The 21,789-nt window shown below is 71.9% G+C and carries 19 protein-coding genes, 1 tRNA gene and 1 other RNA gene; 15 read left to right on the top strand and 6 right to left on the bottom strand.

What is annotated here, in order from left to right; genetic code table 11:
• The first annotated feature begins 33 nt into the window (after positions 1-33).
• From ACSGDB_RS15475 to ACSGDB_RS15445, 7 genes are all read left to right on the top strand, one after another.
• Complete coding sequence (locus tag ACSGDB_RS15475) at positions 34-903, top strand: DUF6707 family protein (RefSeq protein ID WP_434995831.1); 870 nt, start codon at positions 34-36, stop codon at positions 901-903.
• Positions 904-942: 39 nt separating this feature from the next.
• Positions 943-2,205 carry a tRNA guanosine(34) transglycosylase Tgt gene (tgt, locus tag ACSGDB_RS15470; protein WP_434995830.1) on the top strand — a complete coding sequence of 421 codons (1,263 nt, stop codon included), beginning with the start codon at positions 943-945 and terminating at the stop codon, positions 2,203-2,205.
• 199 nt (positions 2,206-2,404) lie between these two features.
• Complete coding sequence (locus tag ACSGDB_RS15465) at positions 2,405-3,343, top strand: type IV toxin-antitoxin system AbiEi family antitoxin domain-containing protein (RefSeq protein ID WP_434995829.1); 939 nt, start codon at positions 2,405-2,407, stop codon at positions 3,341-3,343.
• A gap of 346 nt (positions 3,344-3,689) precedes the next feature.
• Complete coding sequence (locus tag ACSGDB_RS15460) at positions 3,690-4,355, top strand: TetR family transcriptional regulator (RefSeq protein ID WP_434995828.1); 666 nt, start codon at positions 3,690-3,692, stop codon at positions 4,353-4,355.
• 13 nt (positions 4,356-4,368) lie between these two features.
• On the top strand, positions 4,369-4,827 hold the full coding sequence (locus ACSGDB_RS15455; protein ID WP_434995827.1) for a hypothetical protein: 459 nt from the start codon (positions 4,369-4,371) through the stop codon (positions 4,825-4,827).
• Positions 4,828-4,944: 117 nt separating this feature from the next.
• The gene (gene thiD / locus ACSGDB_RS15450) at positions 4,945-5,772 is read left to right on the top strand and encodes a bifunctional hydroxymethylpyrimidine kinase/phosphomethylpyrimidine kinase (protein ID WP_434995825.1); all 828 of its coding nucleotides are present in this window, start codon (positions 4,945-4,947) and stop codon (positions 5,770-5,772) included.
• 10 nt (positions 5,773-5,782) lie between these two features.
• The gene (locus ACSGDB_RS15445) at positions 5,783-6,355 is read left to right on the top strand and encodes a DUF6328 family protein (RefSeq protein ID WP_434995824.1); all 573 of its coding nucleotides are present in this window, start codon (positions 5,783-5,785) and stop codon (positions 6,353-6,355) included.
• A 67-nt stretch (positions 6,356-6,422) separates the two neighbouring features.
• On the opposite strand, the gene ACSGDB_RS15440 is transcribed toward ACSGDB_RS15445, so the two are convergent.
• Entirely contained in the window at positions 6,423-7,907 is a 1,485-nt protein-coding gene (locus tag ACSGDB_RS15440) for a helix-turn-helix domain-containing protein (RefSeq protein ID WP_434995823.1), read from the bottom strand.
• A 123-nt stretch (positions 7,908-8,030) separates the two neighbouring features.
• Here ACSGDB_RS15440 and aceA point away from each other — a divergent pair, with 123 nt between their 5' ends.
• Together aceA and aceB are read left to right on the top strand one after the other, a co-directional pair.
• Positions 8,031-9,368, top strand: coding sequence for an isocitrate lyase (aceA, locus tag ACSGDB_RS15435; protein WP_434995821.1), 1,338 nt, complete (start codon positions 8,031-8,033; stop codon positions 9,366-9,368).
• Between the two features lie 105 nt (positions 9,369-9,473).
• On the top strand, positions 9,474-11,102 hold the full coding sequence (gene aceB, locus ACSGDB_RS15430; RefSeq protein WP_434995820.1) for a malate synthase A: 1,629 nt from the start codon (positions 9,474-9,476) through the stop codon (positions 11,100-11,102).
• A 61-nt stretch (positions 11,103-11,163) separates the two neighbouring features.
• Here the strand turns inward: aceB and ACSGDB_RS15425 are convergent, their stop codons facing one another.
• The 3 genes from ACSGDB_RS15425 to ACSGDB_RS15415 all read right to left on the bottom strand — a co-directional run bounded on the left by ACSGDB_RS15425 (position 11,164) and on the right by ACSGDB_RS15415 (position 13,151).
• Positions 11,164-11,859, bottom strand: coding sequence for a LytR C-terminal domain-containing protein (locus ACSGDB_RS15425; RefSeq protein WP_434995819.1), 696 nt, complete (start codon positions 11,857-11,859; stop codon positions 11,164-11,166).
• Complete coding sequence (locus tag ACSGDB_RS15420) at positions 11,852-12,151, bottom strand: type II toxin-antitoxin system VapB family antitoxin (protein ID WP_434995818.1); 300 nt, start codon at positions 12,149-12,151, stop codon at positions 11,852-11,854. The genes ACSGDB_RS15425 and ACSGDB_RS15420 overlap by 8 nt, the downstream gene beginning before the upstream one ends.
• Before the next feature lie 73 nt (positions 12,152-12,224).
• The gene (locus ACSGDB_RS15415) at positions 12,225-13,151 is read right to left on the bottom strand and encodes a ribokinase (protein WP_434995817.1); all 927 of its coding nucleotides are present in this window, start codon (positions 13,149-13,151) and stop codon (positions 12,225-12,227) included.
• A gap of 90 nt (positions 13,152-13,241) precedes the next feature.
• On the opposite strand from ACSGDB_RS15415, the gene ACSGDB_RS15410 reads away from it, so the two are divergent.
• The gene (locus tag ACSGDB_RS15410; protein ID WP_434995816.1) at positions 13,242-14,156 is read left to right on the top strand and encodes a hypothetical protein; all 915 of its coding nucleotides are present in this window, start codon (positions 13,242-13,244) and stop codon (positions 14,154-14,156) included.
• Between the two features lie 103 nt (positions 14,157-14,259).
• On the opposite strand, the gene ACSGDB_RS15405 is transcribed toward ACSGDB_RS15410, so the two are convergent.
• Entirely contained in the window at positions 14,260-14,763 is a 504-nt protein-coding gene (locus ACSGDB_RS15405; RefSeq protein WP_434995814.1) for a glutathione peroxidase, read from the bottom strand.
• A 156-nt stretch (positions 14,764-14,919) separates the two neighbouring features.
• On the opposite strand from ACSGDB_RS15405, the gene ACSGDB_RS15400 reads away from it, so the two are divergent.
• Complete coding sequence (locus ACSGDB_RS15400) at positions 14,920-15,834, top strand: oxygenase MpaB family protein (RefSeq protein ID WP_434995813.1); 915 nt, start codon at positions 14,920-14,922, stop codon at positions 15,832-15,834.
• A 43-nt stretch (positions 15,835-15,877) separates the two neighbouring features.
• Here the strand turns inward: ACSGDB_RS15400 and ACSGDB_RS15395 are convergent.
• Positions 15,878-15,965: transfer RNA gene (locus tag ACSGDB_RS15395), tRNA-Ser, on the bottom strand.
• A 125-nt stretch (positions 15,966-16,090) separates the two neighbouring features.
• On the opposite strand from ACSGDB_RS15395, the gene ffs reads away from it, so the two are divergent.
• From ffs to recR, 4 genes are all read left to right on the top strand, one after another.
• Positions 16,091-16,186, top strand: an RNA gene (ffs, locus tag ACSGDB_RS15390) — signal recognition particle sRNA small type.
• A gap of 29 nt (positions 16,187-16,215) precedes the next feature.
• A complete protein-coding gene (gluQRS, locus tag ACSGDB_RS15385; RefSeq protein ID WP_434995811.1) occupies positions 16,216-17,169 on the top strand; it encodes a tRNA glutamyl-Q(34) synthetase GluQRS in 954 nt (317 codons plus the stop codon).
• Entirely contained in the window at positions 17,166-20,996 is a 3,831-nt protein-coding gene (locus ACSGDB_RS15380) for a DNA polymerase III subunit gamma and tau (RefSeq protein ID WP_434995810.1), read from the top strand. Before gluQRS ends, ACSGDB_RS15380 begins: the two co-directional genes overlap by 4 nt.
• A 176-nt stretch (positions 20,997-21,172) precedes the next feature.
• Positions 21,173-21,769, top strand: coding sequence for a recombination mediator RecR (recR, locus tag ACSGDB_RS15375; protein ID WP_434995808.1), 597 nt, complete (start codon positions 21,173-21,175; stop codon positions 21,767-21,769).
• Positions 21,770-21,789 lie beyond the last annotated feature (20 nt).

Raw genomic sequence — 21,789 nt, 5'->3', positions numbered from 1 at the left:
AGGGGGCTAGAGGCAGAGGTTGGCACGACGGACATGATGGTGAACAGGGTGGACAGGACAGGGCTGCGCGCGGTCCCGGCGGAGATGCTGGCGGCCGGTGACGTGCTGGCACTCCCCGACGGCGGGGGCACGGCCGAGGTCACGACGGTCGGCGTCGAGAACGACGACTTCGGTGTGCCGGCGCTCGTCGTCGCCACCGTCACCGGGGACCGCCGCATCACGATCGCCACGGGGTCGATGGCCTACGTGGAGCCCGCGGACGCCGAGATCGGGGTCTCCGCCGTCGCCGCCGACCACGGATCCCCCGAGGCCCTCGTCGCCCAGGTGGCCCAGGCGCACCCGGACAGCACGGTGCTCCAGGACGTCGCCGGGCGCCTGGCCCGCGGCATCAATCTCAAGTCCGGCAGCAACCTCCAGGACCTCCACCACCTCGCGCTCGCCCTCTTCGTCGACGAGGGCGACCCCGCGGCGGCCCTGAGCATCGCCGACCTCCTGGCGGAGCTGCCGTTCGACGGCAACTTCGGCCGCTGGAAGTGGATCGAGGGCGGCCTCGCGATCGCCGCCTACCTCACCCGGCACGACGAGGAACGCTCCCTGCGGTACTCGGCCGCGATCCGTGCGGCCGACGACGCCGAGACGGCCCCGCTGCGCGCCAAGACCAGCGCCATGTACCGGCAGCGGCAGCTGAACGAACCCAACGTGTACGACCCGGAGATCCTGCGCGCCTCCACGGCCGGACGCATCGACGTCGAACGCGACTGGCGCGTGCTCCGCATCGGCGTCCTCCTGTACCTGCGGGCCCACGGCGGGTCCGAGACCCTGAGCCGGGACGTGCTGGAGCGGCGCATCGCCGCGGAGCTCGCCGCCGTCGCCGCCCTCAACGCGCAGCTCGCCGACCGGTAGCGGTCCGGCCCACCGCCGTCGGGCTGGCAAAATGGGGTGGTGCACCCACAGTCCCAGCAGTCCTCGTTCGCCTTCTCCGTCCACCACCGCATCGAGGACACGACGCCGGGGGCCGGGAGCGGCGGCCCGCGGCACGGGCGGACCGGGACGATCACCACCCCGCACGGCGAGATCCGCACCCCGGCGTTCATCCCCGTGGGCACCAAGGCCACCGTGAAGGCCGTGCTGCCCGCGGCGATGGCCGACCTCGGCGCCCAGGCGCTGCTCGCCAACGCCTACCACCTGTACCTGCAGCCGGGGGCCGACATCCTCGACGAGGCCGGCGGCCTCGGTGCATTCATGAACTGGCCCGGCCCCACCTTCACGGATTCCGGCGGGTTCCAGGTGATGAGCCTCGGCTCCGGCTTCAAGAAGGTCATCACCATGGACGTCCCCGTGGACTCCGACGCGGCGGGAGCGGACGACCGCGTGGCCGTCGGCAAGGAACGCCTCGCGCACATCGACGACGACGGCGTCTGGTTCAAGAGCCACCTCAACGGGGACCGGCACCGCTTCACACCCGAGATCTCCATGCAGGTGCAGCACCAGCTCGGCGCGGACGTCATGTTCGCCTTCGACGAGCTGACCACCCTCATGAACTCGCGCGGATACCAGGAGGAGTCCCTCGAACGGACCCGGCTCTGGGCCGAGCGGTGCATCGTCGAGCACCGGCGGCTCACCGTCGAACGCAGCCACCGCCCCTACCAGGCCCTGTTCGGGGTCATCCAGGGCGCCCAGTACGAGGACCTCCGCCGGAAGGCCTCCGCCGACCTCGGCGCCATGGACTTCGACGGCTTCGGGATCGGCGGCGCGCTGGAGAAGGAGAACCTCGGGACGATCCTCGGCTGGTGCAGCGACGAACTGCCCGAGAACAAGCCGCGCCACCTGCTCGGCATCTCGGAGCCCGACGACCTGTTCACCGGGATCGAGAACGGCGCCGACACCTTCGACTGCGTCTCCCCCACCCGGGTGGCGCGCAACTCCGCGTTCTACACGCCGGACGGGCGGTGGAACCTCTCGAACGCGCGCTTCCGGCGGGACTTCACGCCCCTGGTCGAGGGGTGCGACTGCTACACGTGCACCCACTACACGCGCGCCTACATCCACCACCTGTTCAAGGCCAAGGAGATGAACTCGGCGACGCTGATCTCCATCCACAACGAGCGCTTCGTGGTGCGCATGGTCGACGACGCCCGGGCGGCCATCGACGACGGCACGTTCTACGACCTGAAGGCCGAGGTCCTGGGCCGGTACTACGCCTAAGTGCACCCCTCCTCCGGCCTGCTTCTCCGGGCCTCTCCTCCGGGCCGCTTCTCCGGGCCGCCGCGGCGGGTTCCCAAAGCCGGGGCAACGCCCCCACGGGTCGGGGCCGATGCCACGGGTCTGCCCCGGCCGTGCACCCGTTGTGCACATCTGCCCCGTCGGTCTCCCGCGCCGCCGTCGTTCCTGACACGGTGGCCCGATGACCGCACCGAACTGCTCGGCGAAGACCCTCTGGCGCTACCGGGAACTCCTGGACGAGGGGCTGTCCCGCCGGCGCATCCACCACCTCGTGGTCAGCGGCGAACTCCGACGGCTGCGCAAGAACTGTTACGTGCCGGAGGCACACTGGTCCGGCCTCTCGAACGTCGAACGACTCGTACTCCAGGCACAGGCGCACCATCACAGCCTGATCGGCCGGGACACCGTGGGGCACGTCTACTGCCATGAGACGGCCGCCGTCCTCCACGGCCTCGACCTCTGGCAGCCTGGAAACGATGTGCACGTCACCCAGCCCACGCGCACCTCGAACGCCAGCCACGGCGCCGACGTCCGGAATCACAGTGCGCAACTCACGGAGGACGACGTCGTCCTCCTCCACGGGCTGCCCGTCACGTCGCTCCTCAGAACCGCGATCGACTGTGCGCGCTCGCTCCCTTTCGACCGGGCCCTGATCGTGGCCGACCAGGCCATGGCGCGCGGCGTCACCCGCAGGGCGGCACTGACCGCCGTCGATCTCCTCGGACCCGCGGCGGGCGTGGGCAGGGCGAGCGCCGTGCTCGCTGCCGCCGATCCCCGGTCGGAGTCTCCCGGTGAGACCCTCACCCGCAGCCGTCTCCTCCGCTTCGGGCTCCCGCAGGCACTGTCGCAGGTGGAGGTGGCCACCCGCCACGGACGCTACCGACTGGACTTCGCGTGGCTCGAACTGCTGGTCGGGCTCGAGTTCGACGGCAGGGTGAAGTACTTCGGCGCTGCGGCCACCGACGAAGTGCTCTACGAGGAACGCCGCCGGGAGAAGGCCCTGGTGGAGGAGGGATGGACGATCCTCCGCATCGAGTGGGGTGACCTCTTCCGGGAGGCAGAGCTGGAAGCCCGGCTGCGAGGGGCGCTCCGCCGCGCAGCGTCCAGGATCGCCGCGTAGCCGCGCGTCGCTGCACCGGCCCGTCGCCGCCCCGTCGCTCCATCGCCCCGTCGCCCCGTCGCTGGCAGACGGCGTCGCCCGGTAGTCGCATCGCCCTGCGCAGCTGTATCGCCGTTTCGCCGTGCAACTCGATGCTGTGTCGCCGCGCTGCCGCCGCGCCGCCGGCGTCGTCGTCCGACGGACCAGGGATGAACCTCGGCCCACAGAGCCGGGGCATCGGCCCCGATCCGGCGAAACGCCCCCACGGGTCTGCCCGCCCGCCGCGGCGGCCCCAGGGGACGGAGGGGTTGAGCCCTGGCGGATCCGGACTACACTGCGAATTGAACGCGTTCGAAAAGGGGGACCGATGCCCGCGCCGACAGCCAAGAGCGAAGCGACCCGGGAGTTGCTGGTCTCCACCGCGCTCCGGTTGTTCCGGGAGCACGGCTACGAGAAGACGACCATGCGGGCCATCGCCGCCGCCGCGGACGTCTCCACGGGGAGCGCCTACTACTACTTCGCCTCGAAGGACGACCTCGTCCACGAGCTGTACCGCAGCCTGCAGGACGAGCACCGCTCGCTGGCCCTCCCCCGCCTCGGCGAGGGCCGGAACCTCGGCGAACTCCTGCGGATCGTCCTGCACACGGGCGTCGACGTGATGGGGCCGTATCACGGCTTCGGCCCGAACTTCCTCAGCATCGCCATCAAGCCGTCGGCGACGACGGACCCGTTGGGCGACGAGTCCGCCGTGGCCCGGGCCCGCGCCATCTCGCTGTTCCGGCAGGCCGTCGGGATGTCCAGGCCGCAGCCGCCCCTGGCCCTCCGCGACGACCTCCCCGAGCTCCTCTGGTACGCCTACCTGGGCATCACCCTGTTCTGGGTCTACGACTCCTCCCCCGACCAGGTCCGGACACGCCGGCTCGTCGACCAGGCCGCGCCGCTCATCTCGAAGCTCGTGATCCTCTCCCGCCTGCCCGTGGTGCGGAAGATCGTCGAGGACATCGTGCAGCTGATCCGGGGGACCCGGCAGTGACGGGGACCCGCCGATGACGGCCGACGACGGCGCAGCCCGCCGTGCGCCGAACCCCCGCCACCGGGTGACCTTCGGGGTCCGCGCCGTCGCCGTCGGGTTCCTCGTGGGACTCGTGACCCTCGCCCTGGCGTTCGCCGCCTCCTGGGGCCCGGACGCCCCGGGCGTCTTCCTCCTGGCGCTTCTGTACGGCGTCGGCGTCGGCGTCATCACGTGCCTGCCCTTCGGCATCGTGCTCGGGCTCCTGCTGCGCCCGGTGGCGAACCAATGGGTGCATGTCGGCGTCTTCTTCGCCGGCTTCACCCTGGCGTCCTTCGCCGTCATCGCCCTGCTCTCCCCCTCCCGGGTGTTCCTCGAAAGCCTTCCCATCGCCCTGATCATCGGAGCGGCGGCCGCCCTCGCCCGCGCGAGCGTCTGGAAGCTGGTCCGGGTGCAGGAAACCGAGCAGGCCACCGGGCCGGGAGCCGGGCCATGAGCCCGGATCGGCGCTGCCCGACGAACCGGGACGCGGACACCGCGGCGGAGGCGGCCCATCACGCCCTCTCGCCGCAGGGAGTGGCCGCCGCGGAGCCGAGTCGGGCAGACTAGGACGATGTCCGACACCCAGCCTTCCGCAGCCCCCGCCGTCACCCTCACCATCGCCGGTTCGGAGGCGACCGGCGGCGCCGGAGCGCAGGCCGACCTCAAGACGTTCCAGGAACTCGGCGTCTACGGCGTCGTGGCCCTCACCTGCATCGTGTCCTTCGATCCGAACAACGAGTGGCAGCACCGCTTCGTACCGGTGGACCAGCAGGTCATCGCGGACCAGCTCGAGGCCATCCAGTCCTGCTACCCCCTGCGCACCGTCAAGCTGGGCATGCTCGGCACCCCGGCGACCATCGACACCGTGGCCTCGGCGCTGAAGGGCCAGGAGTGGGACAACGTCGTCCTGGACCCGGTGCTCATCTGCAAGGGGCAGGAGCCCGGCGCCGCCCTCGACACCGACGAGGCGCTCAAGGCGAGCATCCTGCCGCTGGCGACCTTCGTCACCCCGAACCACTTCGAAGCGGAGTCCCTCTCCGGCATCAGCATCCGCTCGCTCGACGACCTCAAGGAAGCCGCCCGCATCATCCACCGCCAGAGCGGGGCCGTGGTCCTCGCGAAGGGTGGTGTGCGCCTCGAGGGTCCCGACGCCGTCGACGTCTACTTCGACGGCGAGACGCTCGAGGTCCTGTCCTCCCCGAAGGTCGGCGAGGTCGCGGTCAGCGGTGCCGGCTGCACGCTCGCCGCGGCGATCGCCGCCGAGCTCGCCAAGGGCTCGACGCCACTGGCCGCCGCCCGCACGGCGAAAGCGTTCGTGACCGAGGGTATCCGCCACCGCATCGCCTCCAACGCCCCGTTCGACGCCGTCTGGCAGGGCGGCGCGGGGTCCACCAGGTAGCCGGCATGTGATGGACGCCGCCGCGGGGCAGGGCGCCGGGACCGGGGACACCCCGGCTCCGGGCGATGGTGCCCGCGGGCCAGGGTCGTCGACGCGACGTCCTTCCCGCGACGACCGACGCGGGGAGAGCGCCAACCAGCGCCTGGACCGCAACTGGCAGGAGATGCTGCAGGAACTGCGCGTCATGCAGGCGGGCATCCAGATCCTGGCAGGCTTCCTGCTGATCCTGCCCTTCCAGTCCCGCTTCGACGCCCTCCAGGACCTCCAGGTGACCGTCTACCTGTGCCTGGTGTGCCTGTCCGTCATGATCCAGACCCTGCTGCTGTCCACGATCAACCTGCACCGGGCCCTGTTCGGCCTCCACGCCAAGGGAACCCTGGTCAGGCACACCTCCACCATCATCCCGATCGCCACGGCCCTCGTGGGCGTGGTGCTCGCGGGAACCCTCTGGCTGGTGTTCGACCTCGTGCTGGGTCGGCCCGCCAGCCTCGTCGCGGCAGGAGCGCTCGTGATCGTGGAGGCGATCTTCTGGGTCGCCTACCCCCTCGCTTTCCGGCGGAGGGCGCTCAGGAACCGCCGCTGACCCCGCCTGGCAGGCGTGCCCGGACGCCGCCGTCGACCCGCCCGGCGTCGGCCCGGACACGCCTGCGTCAGCCCGAGTGCGTCGCGAGGAACGCGTACACCTCGGTCTCGTCGACGCCGGGGAAGGCTCCCGGCGGCATCGCCGCGAGCAGGTGCGAGTGGGCGCGCGCACTCGGCCACGCCTGTCCGGCCCATTCCCGGGCGAGCTCCGCGGGCGGCCGCCGGCAGCACGACTCGTCGGGGCAGAAGGACTTCTCGCGGATGTCGGTGTTCCGCCCGCGGAACCACTTCACGTGCGCGTACGGCACCCCGATGCTCAGCGAGAACTCCCCGCTCGCCGCCCGCTCCGTGCGGGCCGTGCACCAGTAGGTGCCGCTCGGGGTATCGGTGTACTGGTTGTAGGCGCGGAACTTGTCCTGGACGTCGAACACCACGCGCGAGGTCCAGCGGCGGCACGAGGGCTGGCCCTCGATGGCGCCGGTATGGTCCTGCGGGAAGGTCACGCCGTCGTTCTCGTAGGCCTTGTAGATGATCCCGCTCTTGTGCGTCTTCTGGAAATGGGTGGGGATGTCGAGGTGCTCGGTGGCGAGGTTCGTGAAGCGGTGCGCCGCGGTCTCGTAGGACACCGCGAAGTTGTCCCGGATGTCCTCCACCGAGATCTCCTTCGCCGCCTTCGCCGCCCGCAGGAACTCGACCGTGGGCCGCTCGGGGAGCAGCAGGGCCGCCGCGAAGTAGTTGGTGGCGACCCTCTGGCGCAGGAATTCGCCGTAGTTCTCGGGGGTCCTGTGCTCCAGGACGTAGTGCCCGAGCGCCTGGAGCAGCACCGAGCGGGGGTCGTGGTCGGTCCGCTGCGATTGCGTGAGGTAGATGCGGCGGTTCTTGAGATCGGTGACGGAGCGGGTGGAATGCGGCAGGTCGGCCACATGGTGCAGGGAGAAGCCCAGGTGCGCGGCGATGTCCGCGATCAGGTGCTGGGACACCGGTCCCGCGCCGTACCCGACGGCGTCGAGCACGCCCTGCGCCCGGGCCTCGATCTCCTGGAAGTAGTTGTTCCGCTCCCGCATCACCGCTCGCAGTTCGGCGTTCGCCCGCCGCGCCTCCTCCGGCGTGGCCACCTGCTCGTTCAGCCGGCGCTCGAGCTCACCCTGCAGGCCCACGAGTGACTCCAGCACCTCCAGCGGCAGCCTCGACGAGATGCGGACCTTCGGCAGTCCGAGCGACTCGTAGAGGGGGCCGCGCTGCGCGCGCTCCAGCGCGATCTCGAGGGCGGCCCGGCGCGACGGCGGCTCCGCCCCGAGCAGTTCGTCGATCGTCACCCCGAGGGCCGCCGCGAGGCGCTGGAGCATGCCGAGCTTCGGCTCCCGTTTGCCGTTCTCGACGAGGGACAGCTGCGACGCGACCGTCCCGACGGCGGCACCCAGCTCGTCGAGGGTCAGCCCCTTGGCCTTGCGAAGATGGCGCACGCGCCGACCGAGGCTGATGAGGTCGAGGGCCTGGCCTTCGACGCTCGGCTCAGGAGCGGAGGAGGGCGGAGCCCACGCGGGAGTCGTCATTTCTTGACGATAAGCGAAGAAGTGCGTTTCTTGCCAGAGCCGCGGGGTAGGAAGCCCGGCAGAAGTGGCGAATTGTTGATTCCACACCCGCCGGGCAGCCGGCCACCGACCAAGGAGACAGCAATGACGCAGGAATCCTCACCCTCCACCCCCTCCTCCACCGGGCTGCAGGGCGCGGCGGCGGACGCCGCCCGTGCCCTGGACCTCGAGTGGTCGGCCGATCCCCGCTGGGAAGGCGTGCGGCGCGACTACTCGGCGGCCGACGTCGTCCGCCTGCGCGGCAGCATCCAGGAGGAACACACCCTCGCGCGGCGCGGCGCCGAGAAGCTGTGGCGCCAGCTCACCGAGGAAGCCACCACCGGCGCCTACACGAACGCCCTCGGCGCCCTCACCGGCAACCAGGCCGTCCAGCAGGTCAAGGCCGGGCTGCGTGCCATCTACCTCTCCGGCTGGCAGGTGGCCGCGGACGCCAACAACTCCGGGCACACCTACCCGGACCAGTCGCTGTACCCGGCGAACTCCGTGCCCACCGTCGTCCGCCGCATCAACAACGCGCTGCTCCGGGCCGACCAGATCGAATGGGCGGAGGGCACCTCGACCGTCGAGGACTGGCTCGTGCCGATCGTCGCCGACGCCGAGGCCGGCTTCGGCGGACCGCTCAACGCCTACGAGCTCATGAAGTCGATGATCCAGGCCGGAGCGGCCGGCATCCACTGGGAGGACCAGCTCGCGTCGGAGAAGAAGTGCGGACACCTGGGCGGCAAGGTCCTCATCCCCACCCAGCAGCACGTGCGCACCCTCAACGCGGCGCGCCTCGCGGCCGACGTCGCGGGGACCCCCTCGGTGATCGTGGCCCGCACGGACGCCGAAGCCGCCACGCTCATCACGTCCGACGTCGACGAGCGGGACCAGCCGTTCGTCACCGGCGAGCGCACCCCCGAGGGCTTCTACCATGTGCGCAACGGCCTCGAGGCGTGCATCGCCCGCGGCCGGGCCTACGCACCGTACGCGGACCTGCTCTGGATGGAGACCGGCACCCCCGACCTCGACCTGGCGCGGCGCTTCGCCGAGGGGATCAAGGCGGAGTTCCCGGACCAGATGCTCGCCTACAACTGCTCGCCGTCGTTCAACTGGCGCAAGCACCTCGACGACGCCACGATCGCCCGGTTCCAGCGCGAACTCGGTGCCATGGGGTTCACGTTCCAGTTCATCACCCTCGCCGGCTTCCACGCCCTCAACTACTCGATGTTCGACCTCGCCCACGGTTACGCCCGCAACGGCATGAGCGCCTACGTGGACCTGCAGGAGCGCGAGTTCGCCGCCGAGTCCCGCGGCTACACCGCCACCCGGCACCAGCGTGAGGTCGGCACCGGCTACTTCGACCAGGTGGCCACGGCCCTCAACCCCGGCGGCAGCACCCTCGCCCTCGCCGGGTCCACCGAGACGCAGCAGTTCCACTGATCCTCCCCGCCGGGAGGACGGAGAAGACCACGAGACCCGGGTCCGGGCGGTCCTTCCTGTCCTCCCGACCCCCGAATCGGCACCCAGAACTCCCAGGAGCACACCATGAACGACCCCTACACCCTGAACGGCATCACCCTCACCGCGCCGCCCGTCCAGCGCCAGGGCGAGATCCTGACCCGCGAGGCCCTGGACTTCGTCAAGGCGCTGCACCGGGCCACCCACAAGCGCCGCGACGAACTCCTCCACCACCGGTGCCGCCAGCGCAAGGCCGTGGCGGCCGGCGCGGACCCGCACTTCCTGCCCGAGACACGACACATCCGCGAGGACGCGTCGTGGCGCGTGGTACCCACGGCACCCGGCCTCGAGGACCGCCGCGTGGAGATCACCGGGCCCGTGGACCGCAAGATGACCATCAACGCCCTCAACTCCGGGGCGAAGGTGTGGCTCGCCGACATGGAGGACTCCTCGACGCCGTCGTGGTCCAACGTGATCAACGGACAGCTGAACCTGCGGGACGCCCTCGCGGGGCGCATCGGCTTCACCTCGCCCGAAGGCAAGGAGTACCGGGTCGAGGGCGCCGCGGACACGCTGCCGACGATCGTCGTCCGGCCCCGGGGCTGGCACCTGTCCGAGAAGCACGTGCTCATCCAGGACGTCGCCGTCGCGGGCGGACTGTTCGACTTCGCGCTCTACTTCTTCCACAACGCCCGCACGCTGATCGACCAGGGACGCGGACCGTACTTCTACCTCCCGAAGATCGAGAACCACCTCGAGGCGCGCCTGTGGAACGACATCTTCGTCCAGGCGCAGCACCTGCTCGGCATCCCGCAGGGCACCATCCGCGCCACCGTGCTGATCGAGACCATCACGGCGGCGTTCGAGATGGAGGAGATCCTGTACGAGCTGCGGGACCACGCGGCGGGCCTCAACGCCGGTCGGTGGGACTACATCTTCTCCGTCATCAAGAACTTCCGCACCCGCGGCCCCCGCTTCGTGCTGCCGGACCGCAACGCCGTCACCATGACGGCGCCGTTCATGCGCGCCTACACCGAACAGCTCGTCCGCGCCTGCCACCGCCGCGGCGCCCACGCCATCGGCGGCATGGCCGCGTTCATCCCGAACCGGCGCGACGAGCAGGCCAACGCCCTCGCCCTGGAGAAGGTGCGGGCGGACAAGACGCGGGAGGCCGGCGACGGCTTCGACGGTTCATGGGTGGCGCACCCGGACCTCGTGCCCGTGGCCATGGAGGTCTTCGACGCGGCGCTCGGCGACCGTCCCAACCAGCTCGACCGCCGGCGCGACGACGTCCGCCCGGACGACGCGGCCCTGCTGGACATCGCCGCGACGCCGGGCACCATCACGGAGCGCGGTGTCCGCGAGAACCTCGAGGTCGGGGTGCGGTACATCGAGTCCTGGCTGCGGGGCAACGGCGCCGCCGCCATCAACAACCTGATGGAGGACGCCGCGACGGCCGAGATCTCGCGGTCGCAGATCTGGCAGTGGATCCACACGAGCGCCCTCACGGACGACGGCGAGGTGATCACCCGGGAGCGGGTGACCGAGCTGCTCGACGAGGAGTTCGCCGCGCTGACGCGATTCGACGGCGACCGCTTCGACGAGGCCCGTGAGGTCTTCGAGGAGGTGGCCCTCGGCACGCAGTTCCCGGCCTTCCTGACCGTGACCGCGTACGCGAAGTACCTGCGGGACGAGAGGTCGCTCGCCGCCGCATGACCCCGGCGCGGGAGAACGGGAGGGACGCCCCTAGGGTGCCGTCCCTCCTGCGTGGACGCCCCTAGGGTGCCGTGGGCGTCGGAGCAGGCGGAGCCGTGGCGCCCTCCTCCGGGGCGCAGGTCAGCCCTGCGGGAGTGATGTCCAGCCGTTCGGGCGCGATGACGCCGGCGTAGCCCGAACCGAGGACGACATCGACCGTCCGGTCCGCGCGCTCGTCGGCCACGTAGATCGAGTCGGGGATGGTGCGCTGCAGGGTGAACGCGTTGTTGCGCCCGGCCTCGCCCGAGACGATGATCGCCGTCATACCGGTCCGGCCGACGGGCCTGTTACCGATCTCGCGCACCGCGAAGGCCCGGCCGCGGAGCTGCTCCGCCGCGGTGGTGGCGAGCCCGTCGATGCTGGTGCTGTTGTAGACGTTGACGTTGATGCTGCTCGGGTCCTGGTAGTCGAACGGTCCGGCCGGGCACGTCGACGTCGGTCTGGATTCGGGGACCGCCGTCTCGGGCGCCCCGATGCTGATGTCGCCGCGCGTGATGCCGAGGGCGATGTACACCGCAGCGCCCACGAGCCCGACGAGAAGGACGAGGACGACGCCGTGGAAGACCTTCCGCATCGACACCCGGCCGCCGCGGTCGTCGTCGTCCTCCGTGAACACCGCGCCGAGATCCGTCTCCGTCACGATCCGCTGGCCGTGCCACTCGGTCGGGTCCTGCTTGGCCTGCGCCCGCTGGTGGCGCGGCGACCCGTGCTCACTCATCGAGCACGAGGACTCTCGCGTGCAGGATGGTCCGCTGGTGCAGGGCGGTCCGGACGGCCCGGTGCAGGCCGTCCTCCAGGTACATCGTGTCGTTCCACCGCACCACGTGCGGGAAGAGGTCGCCGAAGAACGTCGAGTCCTCGGCGAGCAGCGCCTCGAGGTCGAGCGTGGTCTTGGTGGTCACCAGGTCGTCGAGCCGCACCTGCCGGGGAGCCACTTCCGCCCAGTCCTTGGGGGTCACGTATCCGTGGTCCGGGTACGGCCGGCCGTCACTCACTGCTTTGAAGATCACCCCTCTAGGGTAAGTAATTGCTTCGACCAATGGAACGCGCCGGTCCGGAGCCCGTCATCCCGTGGCCCAATGGTTACGCCGATGGGCCCTCCGGCAACGCGGGAAGCTCGTCGGCGGACGTCGGATAGGAGGGCTGGGCGCCCGGGCGCTGGACCGTGGAGGAGCCGACGCGCACGGCGAACCGGACGGCGTCGCGCAGTGGTTCGCCTGCGGTGAGGCGCGCCGCGAGTGCTCCGACGAAGGCGTCCCCGGCGCCGGTCGTGTCGACCGCGGTCACCTGCGGCGCGGGGACCCGGTGGAGGACGCCACGCTCGGCGACGAGGGCCCCCGCGTCGCCGAGCGTCATCACCACCGATGCGAAGCCGAGGCCCAGGAGGCCCTCGACGACCGCTCCGTGGTCCACGGACGTCGGGCCCCCGAGGTGCGCGAGGACGAGCGCCCCCTCGTGTTCGTTGACCACCAGCGGGTCCGCGCGGAGGAGCGCCGCAGCATCGACGGCGATGACGGGCGCCAGGTTGACGATGACGCGTCCGGCGGCGAGACGGATGGCCGCGGCGGTGGCATCCGCGGGCAGTTCACCCTGGACGACGACGACGGCGGCCTCCCGGATGGCGCCGGCGGAGGCCTTGACGAGCCCGGGGGTCATCCCGGCGTTGGCTCCCGGCAGCACCACGATGGTGTTCTCGCCGTCGTCGGCCACCTGGATGACCGCGATCCCCGTGGCCCCAGCGGTCCGCTGGACGGGCCGCAGGTCCACGCCTGCCGTCGTCAGGACGGAGAGGGCGACGTCGGCGTAGGCGTCGGATCCTACGGCACCGATCAGCGTGACCTCGGCGCCGAGCAGGGCCGCGGCGACCGCCTGGTTGGCGCCCTTGCCGCCGGGCAGGACGGTCATCGAGCGGCCGGCCACGGTCTCGCCGGGGCGCGGGTGCCGGTGGGCGGTGACCACGAGGTCCGCGTTGATGGACCCGACGACGACGATGCCCGACCCTGCGCTCATGCTGCGAGTCTGTCACGCCGCTCCCGCCGCGGTGTCCCCGGTGTCGGTCGCGAATGGAGCGGCCGGCGCGCTGCGGAACATAATGGAGCCATGCCTACGGATGCCCCGCTCGACCTGCTGCCCGCCGCCCCGCTCTCCCCCGGCCGGGGACGGCCCGCCCAGGGGCTCCTGCTCGACGTCGACGGCCCGGTGGCCAGCCCCGTGACGCGGACGGTGCCCGCCGGGATCATCGCCGACCTGCTCACGCTCGCCGTCGCGGGCTGGCCCGTGGTGTTCAACACGGGCCGCTCGGACGCGTTCATCCGGGAGCAGGTCATGGCGCCGATGCTCGCCGCGGGTCTCCCGGCCGGGGTGACCTTCCACGCCGTCTGCGAGAAGGGCGCCACCTGGTTCTCGTTCACGGCCGACGGCGCCGGGGAGGTCTTCCTCGACCGTGGGCTCGCGCTGCCCACGAGCTTCGCCGACGACGTGCGGGACCTCGTGGAGGAGAAGTACTCGCACCTCATGTTCTTCGACGAGACGAAGCTGGCCATGGTCTCCGTCGAGCAGTCCCTCGACGCGGCGAACGCTGACTACCTGGTGGGCCAGCGCTCCTTCGACGACGACGTCCTCGACATCATGCACAGCCACGACATGGGCGCCTGCCGGCTGGACCGCGAGGAGCCGGACAGCAACGGGGACATCGAGTACCGGGTGGACCCGACCATCATCTCCACCGACATCGAATCCGTCCGGGTGGGCAAGGACCTCGGCGCCGAGCGTGCCCTCACCCTCGTCGCACCGATCATGGACCTGCCCCGCACGTGGCGGACGGTGGGCGATTCGCGCACCGACTACGCGATGGCCGACTACCTGCACGAGCAGGGCTACGACCTCGCCCACGTGGACGTCCGGCCGGCCGACGGCGTGCCGGCGAAGCCCTACGAGGTCCTCACCGAGGGCTCGCTCATCCACGAGGAGGCGGGCGCCGCCTTCCTCGCGCGCTGCGTCGCGTCCCTCGGTTAGGACCCGTGGCGGTCCCGGGAAGGCCAGGACCCGCGGCCGTCCCGGAGAGCTGAGACCCGTGGCGGCCCCGGAAGGCGGGGCCGCGGCGGTCCCGGGACGCCGGTCAGGCGGCGGGTCGCGCCAGGGCGTCCTCGATCGCGGCGATCACCTCGGGCGCATCCGGTTCGACCGTCGGGGCGAACCGCGCGAGGATCCCGCCGTCGCGGCCGACCAGGAACTTCTCGAAGTTCCACTTCACGAGGCCGGGCAGGAGCCCGGTCCTGAACGTGGTCAGCTGCCGGTAGAGCGGGTGCTGGTCCTTGCCGCGGACGTCGCCCTTGGCCATCAGCGGGAAGGTGACGCCGAAGGTCCTCGAGCAGAACTCGGCGATCTCGCCGTCGTCCCCGGGTTCCTGGCCCATGAACTGGTTGCAGGGCATGCCGAGCACCACGAGGCCCTCCGCCGCGTACCGGCCGTACAGGGCCTCGAGGCCCGCGTACTGCGGGGTGAACCCGCACTTCGAGGCGACGTTGACCACGAGGACCGGCTGGCCGCGGAACTCCCCGAAGGATTTCGTGCTGCCGTCGTTCATGGTGAGGTCGATCCCGTACAGATCGGGCGAGGACATGGTGGCTCCCGGGGTCTCGGTGGTGCTCGTGCTTCGTATCGTCGCACGCCGCGGATGGGGCTCCCCGCCCGGACGGAGCAAAGCGGCCCGCGGGCACGTTGGAAGGAACGGCGGCCCGGAGGCCGGCCGCAGGACACCGACAGGACGGGTCACCGGATGGGAATCATCGACACGTGGAAGACGCAGCTCCGAACGACCTTCACGGACGGTGATCCGACCATCCCCCAGTGGCAGTTCGAGTTCGAGAAGGGCGACGACGTCGGCTACTTCCCCGTGGACTCCGCCGTGTGGACGGTGCACAGCTCCATGACGCCGACTGTCGCCGGCATCCGCGCACTCCTCCTGCAGACGCTGCACCCCGGCGCCATGGCGGGCGTGCACGCCCACTCGGACTTCCGCGAGGAGCCGCTCGGACGGCTCGCCAACACCATCCGCTGGATCTTCACGGTGACGTACGGGTCCACGGTCGCGGCACGGGAAGGGTCGGCGTTCGTCCAGCGCCTCCACACCCGGGTGCACGGGACCTACACCGACAGCCGGGGCGTCGAGCGGCCCTATTCGGCGGCGGATCCGGACCTGATCCGGTGGGTGCACCTCGCGTTCACCGATGCCTTCGTGGCCGCGCACTCCGCGTACGGCGGGCCCATCCCGGGCGGCGTGGACCAGTACGTGGCGGAATGGGCGCAGGCCGGGCGGCTGATGGGCCTCGAGGACCCGCCGCGGTCCGCCGCCGAGCTCCGTGAGCAGCTCGCCGCGTTCGACGACGACCTCAGGAACAGCGAGCAGGTACAGGAGGCGCTGACCTACATCCGCCGTCCGCCGCTGCCCCGGTCCCAGCGCCTCGGGTACCGGATCCTGTTCGCGGGGGCGGTGGCGACGCTCGAGCCGCGCCATCGCGAGATGCTCGGCCTGCGGGTGCCGTCCCTCGGACCGGTCCCGCTGCCGATCCGGACGGCGGTGCGGCTGGTCCTCGGGACCATCCGCCTGGGACTGGGGCCGGAGGGTCCGGCGGAGACCGCCGCGAAGAACCGCATCCGCCGCGTCACCACCGCGGACCCGTCATCGGCTTAACGCAGCAGGACCCCGGCCGGAGCCGGGGTCCTGCTGGTCGAGCTGGCGGAGGATGGGGGATTTGAACCCCCGAGGGCGTGAACCCAACACGCGTTCCAGGCGTGCGCCATAGGCCGCTAGGCGAATCCTCCTCATTTGGAGCAGATACCAGAATACCCATACAACCGGTTCCTGCCGAATCGCGGGGACCCGGCAGCGTTCCTGCGACCCTGCCCTGCGGATTCGAACCCCACGCGATGCACTGTGTAGACTATTTCCCGGCCCCTCATGTGGTGTCATCCTGTGAACTCCCCCAGGACCGGAAGGTAGCAAGGGTAAGCGGGCTCTGGCAGGTGCATGGGGGGTCTTCACTTTAAGCGCGCGGCAGCGGGAGGTTCCACGGTGGCAGACACGGGCGCCGGCCGCTTCGCCCCGAGCCCCTCGGGCCAGTTGCACGTCGGCAACCTCCGCACGGCGGTGCTCGCCTGGCTCTTCGCCCGCTCCACCGGACGCCGCTTCCTGGTCAGGGTGGAGGACCTGGACCGCGTCCGCGCCGGCGCCGAGGCGGAGCAGCTCGCCGAACTGGCCACGCTCGGCCTCGTGTCCGACGAGCCGGTCCTGCGCCAGAGCGACCACATCCCCCGGTACACCCGGGCGCTGGAGCAGCTCATCGGCCAGGACCTCGCCTACGAGTGCTTCTGCACGCGGCGCGACATCGCCGAGGCGGCGAGCGCCCCGCACGGCCGCCCCGGCTTCTATCCCGGCACGTGCCGCACCCTCGGGAAGGACGAGCGGGCACGACGCCGGCTCGAGCGCCGCCCGGCGCTGCGGCTGCGCTCCGCCGTCGACAGCTGGACCGTCGAGGACCGGCTCGCCGGGCGCGTCACGGCGCCGGTCGACGATCTCGTCCTGCGACGGAACGACGGCGTGATCGCCTACAACCTCGCCGTCGTCCTCGACGACGCCGCCCAGGGCATCGACCAGGTGGTGCGGGGCGAGGACCTCCTCGACTCGGCCCCGCGCCAGGCCTATCTCGCCTCCCTCCTCGGCCAGCCGGTGCCCACCTACGCGCACGTCCCGCTGGCAGTGACGGCCGAGGGCCGCCGCCTGGCGAAGCGCGACGGCGCCGTCACGCTGGAGGACCTCGCCGGACAGGGTCGGTCCGCAGCAGCCGTCCTGGACACGATCCTGAGCGCGCTGGGGCTGCCCGGTGGGAGCCTGGACGCGGCCCTCGCGGTGTTCGACCCGGGACGGCTGCCGCGCCACCCCTGGGTGGTCGACCCCGCCGCCCTGTTCCCCACCGACGCCGGACCGGCATGCAAACCGTCAGCACCAACCGATAAGGTTTCTCCGTGAGTACAGCCCTCTACCGCCGCTACCGTCCCGAGACCTTCGCGGACGTCATCGGCCAGGAGCACGTCACCGAACCGCTGATGGCGGCCATCGACAAGGACCGCATTAACCACGCCTACCTGTTCTCCGGGCCCCGTGGCTGCGGCAAGACCACCTCGGCGCGGATCCTCGCCCGCTGCCTCAACTGCGCGCAGGGGCCCACGTCCACACCGTGCGGCGTGTGCGACAGCTGCGTCGAACTCGCCCGGAACGGCTCGGGCAGCCTGGACGTCATCGAGATCGACGCCGCCAGCCACGGCGGGGTCGACGATGCCCGGGATCTCCGCGAGCGCGCCACCTTCGCCCCCGTCCGCGACCGCTTCAAGATCTTCATCATCGACGAGGCCCACATGGTCACCTCGGCGGGCTTCAACGCGCTGCTGAAGATCGTGGAGGAACCGCCGGAGCACATCCTGTTCATCTTCGCGACCACCGAGCCGGACAAGGTGATCGGCACCATCCGCTCGCGGACGCACCACTACCCGTTCCGGCTCGTCCCGCCCGAGCCCCTCATGGCCTACCTCGAGCTGCTGTGCCGCCAGGAGAACGTGCCGGTGGCCCCGGGCGTCCTCTCGCTCGTGGTCCGGGCCGGCGGCGGGTCGGTCCGCGACTCCCTCTCCGTGCTCGACCAGCTCATGGCCGGCGCGGGCGAGACCGGCCTCGACTACGAGCTCGCCGTCTCCCTCCTCGGCTACACGCACGCGACCCTGCTCGACGACGTGGTCGACTCCGTGGCGGCCGGCGACGCCGCGACGGTGTTCAACGCCGTGGACCGCGTGATCCAGACCGGGCACGACCCCCGGCGCTTCGTCGAGGACCTGCTCGAGCGGTTCCGCGACCTGATCGTCATCAACGCCGTCCCCGAGGGGGCCGCCTCCATCCTTCGCGGCGTGCCCGACGACCAGCTGAACCGCATGCGCACGCAGGCCAACCAGCTCGGCGCCGGCGAGCTGTCCCGTGCCGCCGACGTCACCAACGCGGCCCTGAACGAGATGACCGGCGCCACGTCTCCGCGGCTGCACCTCGAACTGCTGTGCGCGCGCCTCCTGCTCCCGGCAGCGGATGCCTCGGTACGCGGCACGCTCGCCCGGGTGGACCGCATCGAGCGCCGCCTCGAGTACGCCGCCGGGACGCCCGCCGCCGACGGCGGCAGCGAACCGGCCGCCGCGCCGGAGACCGCGGCCGAACCGGCGAAGCCTGCGCGCCCACGGCTCGACGGCGTGCCCCGGACCGCCGAGGAGGCTGCCGCGCGCTGGTCGCTGCCGGTCGCCGACCCGGCCGCCCCCGCGGTCCCTGCGGCGGCGGGCACCCCTGCCGTCCCCGCCGCCGCCCAGCCGAAGACTCCCGCAACGGACTCCTCACCGGACTGGGGCGGCAACTGGGGCGTCTCCACCGACTCCGCGTTCGCAGCCCCCGCGCCCGAGGCGCCGACCGCGACGCGTCCCGCGCCTGGCGCTCCGGACGCGACGCCGGGCGCCCCCGCTGCGGCAGGCGCGCCAGGCTCCCCGGGCGATCCGAGCGCCTCCGGCACCCCAGGCACCCCAGGCCCCGGACACCTTCCGGGGGCGACGCTCGCCCCGGACGCGGCGGGCACCCCCGGCGCACCCGGCGCACCCGGCGCCGAAGGCGATCAGAACTCCACGGGGAGCGCCGACGCGACCGCGGCGCCTGGAGCCCCGGTCCCGGGTACCTCGACGCCGGACGCCCCGGCGAGCCCGGCAGCCCGCGGTGAACGCCCTGCCGCGAGGGAACGCTCGTTCGACGGACCGGCGCCGCAAGCAGGGCCCGCGGGTCAGGGCTCCCCCGTCGACGGCGGGGCGCCGCGGAGCGGTCAGGCCCCGCAGGCACAGGAACGCTCGCAGGGCAGGCCGGCCGGCAGCGCCCCCGGGCAGCAGGGCCCCACCGGCGAACCGTTCCGGCAGCCGACCGCGGATGGCAGGCAGCAGCCCGAGCAGCGCTCGTCCCCGCAGTCTCCGGCCCACACCCCGGGCGGTCCTGACCAGCCGCAGCAGGGATCCCGGCAGCCCGCACCGGACCGGCAGGGGCAGTCCACGGCGTCCGGCGGCAATGTCGAGATGATCCGACGCGCCTGGCCCGAGATCATGAACGAGGTCGCGCACATCAAACGTGCCACCTGGCTCATCGTCAACGTCTCGGCCAAACCGCGATCGTTCGAGGGCAACCAGCTGGTCCTGGCCTTCGTGAACCAGGGCAACGCCATCGGGTTCCAGCGCGGACCCCACATGGACAACGTGAAGCAGGCGATCCACAAGGTCCTCGGCCTCACCTGCTCCATCGAAGCGGTCCACGACGCCGGCGGGGCGGGTGAGTCGGGCCCAAAAGTACCGGCCCGCACGGCGGGCCCGGGTAGCAGCCCGAGCCCTGCTTCCCCGGCGCCCGAGCGCGCCGACAGTCCGCCCACGCAGGACGATGCTCGACAGCACGCGGGAGGCACTCCGACGGCGGGACCGGGGGCATCCTCACCGCCCGCAGGGGCTGCGCCCCAGCACGCCGGAGCCGCTGGGGTTGCTCCTGTCGCGCCGTCCTCGCCCACGGGCCGCGGACCGCATGACTCCGGAGTGAGTGCTCCTGCGCACTCCGCGGCGGGACACGCCCGACCGGGCGATGCACCGACGCCGTCGGCCGGTCGATCCGACGCCGCAACGGTGGGATCCCCGACGCCGTCGGCCGCCGGGGATCCCCGACCGGGCCCGGCACCGACCACCGGGTCCGCCGCCCACGAGGGGACCGCGTCCGCACCGGAACCGGCGGGCGACACGCACCGCCCGGACCGCGCAGTCACCGCGGATGGGACCGCTGCGCCGTCCGCTGCGGCGCGCGGGACAGCCGGCGACGCACCCACGTCGCACGGGGCGAAGGATCCCCGGGCGGCCGGCGGCGCCGACCGCGGCACCCGCCCGGCCGAGCAGCGGCCGGCACCCGGCGCGGAGACCGTCGGTGCCTGGGATCCCTCCATGTCGGACGAGTCCTGGGCCCTAGTGGAGCCTCCCGAGGAGGCCTTCGATCCCGGTCCGTCCTGGGCCTCCGTGCCGGAGGACCCCTTCGATCGCCGCGCCGACGGAGCGCGCGGAACCGGAGGAGCTGGAGGGGCTCGACAGCGCACAACCCCCGCGCCTGCACCTGCACCCGCACCCGCACCGAACGAGACGGGCGGCCGAGGCGTGAACCCGCAGCGCTCCCCCCGTCCCGCGATGTCCCAGGGCCCGTCCGCTCCCGGCCCCCGCACCGTGCCGGAGGGAACTGCCGCGGGGCCGGCCCCCACCCCGACGGCGTCCCGGTCCGTCGTGTGGAGCCCCCCGGACGCTGCACCACCCACGTCCGGAGGAGACCGGGCGGAGCCCTCCTCGCCCGGTGCGGCGCCGGCGGAACCGGAGACGGCCCACCAGGCGCCTGCCGCCCGCACGGCACCCGTCGAGCCCAGGAAGCCCGTCGTACCCCGTTTCGCGGCACCGGGCCCCGCCCCGGCGGTGCCCGATGCGGCGGTGCGCGACGCGGCGCCCGACGGCGGAGCCGGGCCGGATCGACAGGTCGCGGCCGGCGACGTCCGGCAGAAACCGGTCAGCCGCTATCAGCAGCTGCTCGACGAAGCCGCACGGAAGCGCGCCGAGGAGGCCGCGGCGACGCGGGGCACGGTGGATCTGCGCTTCGTGGAGGACGAGCCCAGCGCCGACGACGAGACGATCGAGGAATCGGCGCTCGTGGGTCGGACCGCGATCGAGCGCATCCTCAACGGACGCCTGATCGAGGAACGCACCGTCGACGGCCAGTAGGCCGCGCCCGCACGCTCAGGGCGTAACGCCGCGGGTGCCCTCCGGGCGCTCCGCCGTCATCGGAGGGCGGACAATGGAGGGTGCGCTTCTTCCCGCCGGTGCGGCGGGCGGGTGCGGACCCAGGCCCCCGGCGCCGGAGCATCGGCACCATCACCACAGGCAGAAGAGGACACACCGTGTACGAAGGCGCAGTGCAGGAGCTTATCGACGAGCTCGGACGCCTGCCCGGGGTCGGCCCGAAGTCGGCCCAGCGCCTCGCCTTCCACATCCTGGAGGCCGACGCCGAGGACATGCAGCGCCTGGTCACGGCGATCACGACGGTCAAGGAACGCGTGAAGTTCTGCGGCATCTGCGGCAACGTCGCCGAGCAGGAGCAGTGCGCCATCTGCCGCGACCCGCGGCGCGACGCCACCATGATCTGCGTCGTCGAGGAATCGAAGGACGTCATCGCCGTCGAGCGCACGCGCTCCTTCCGCGGCAGGTACCACGTACTCGGCGGCGCCATCAACCCCATCGCGGGCGTCGGCCCGGACCAGCTGCGCATCCGCGAACTGCTCGCCCGCCTGTCGGATGCGCAGATCCAGGAGATCATCATTGCCACCGACCCGAACCTGGAGGGCGAAGCGACGGCCACCTACCTGGTGCGCATGCTCAAGACCATCGGCATCCCCGTGACACGCCTTGCCTCCGGCCTCCCCGTCGGCGGCGACCTGGAATACGCGGACGAGGTGACGCTCGGCCGGGCCTTCGAGGGCCGCCGCGTCATGTCCTGACGCCGGCGACCCCGGACGGA

Source organism: Arthrobacter sp. Ld5, from assembly GCF_051172775.1.
Taxonomy (GTDB): domain Bacteria; phylum Actinomycetota; class Actinomycetes; order Actinomycetales; family Micrococcaceae; genus Arthrobacter_D.
Note: the sequence above shows the minus strand (reverse complement) of the source record. Positions and strands in the feature narration are given on the sequence as shown.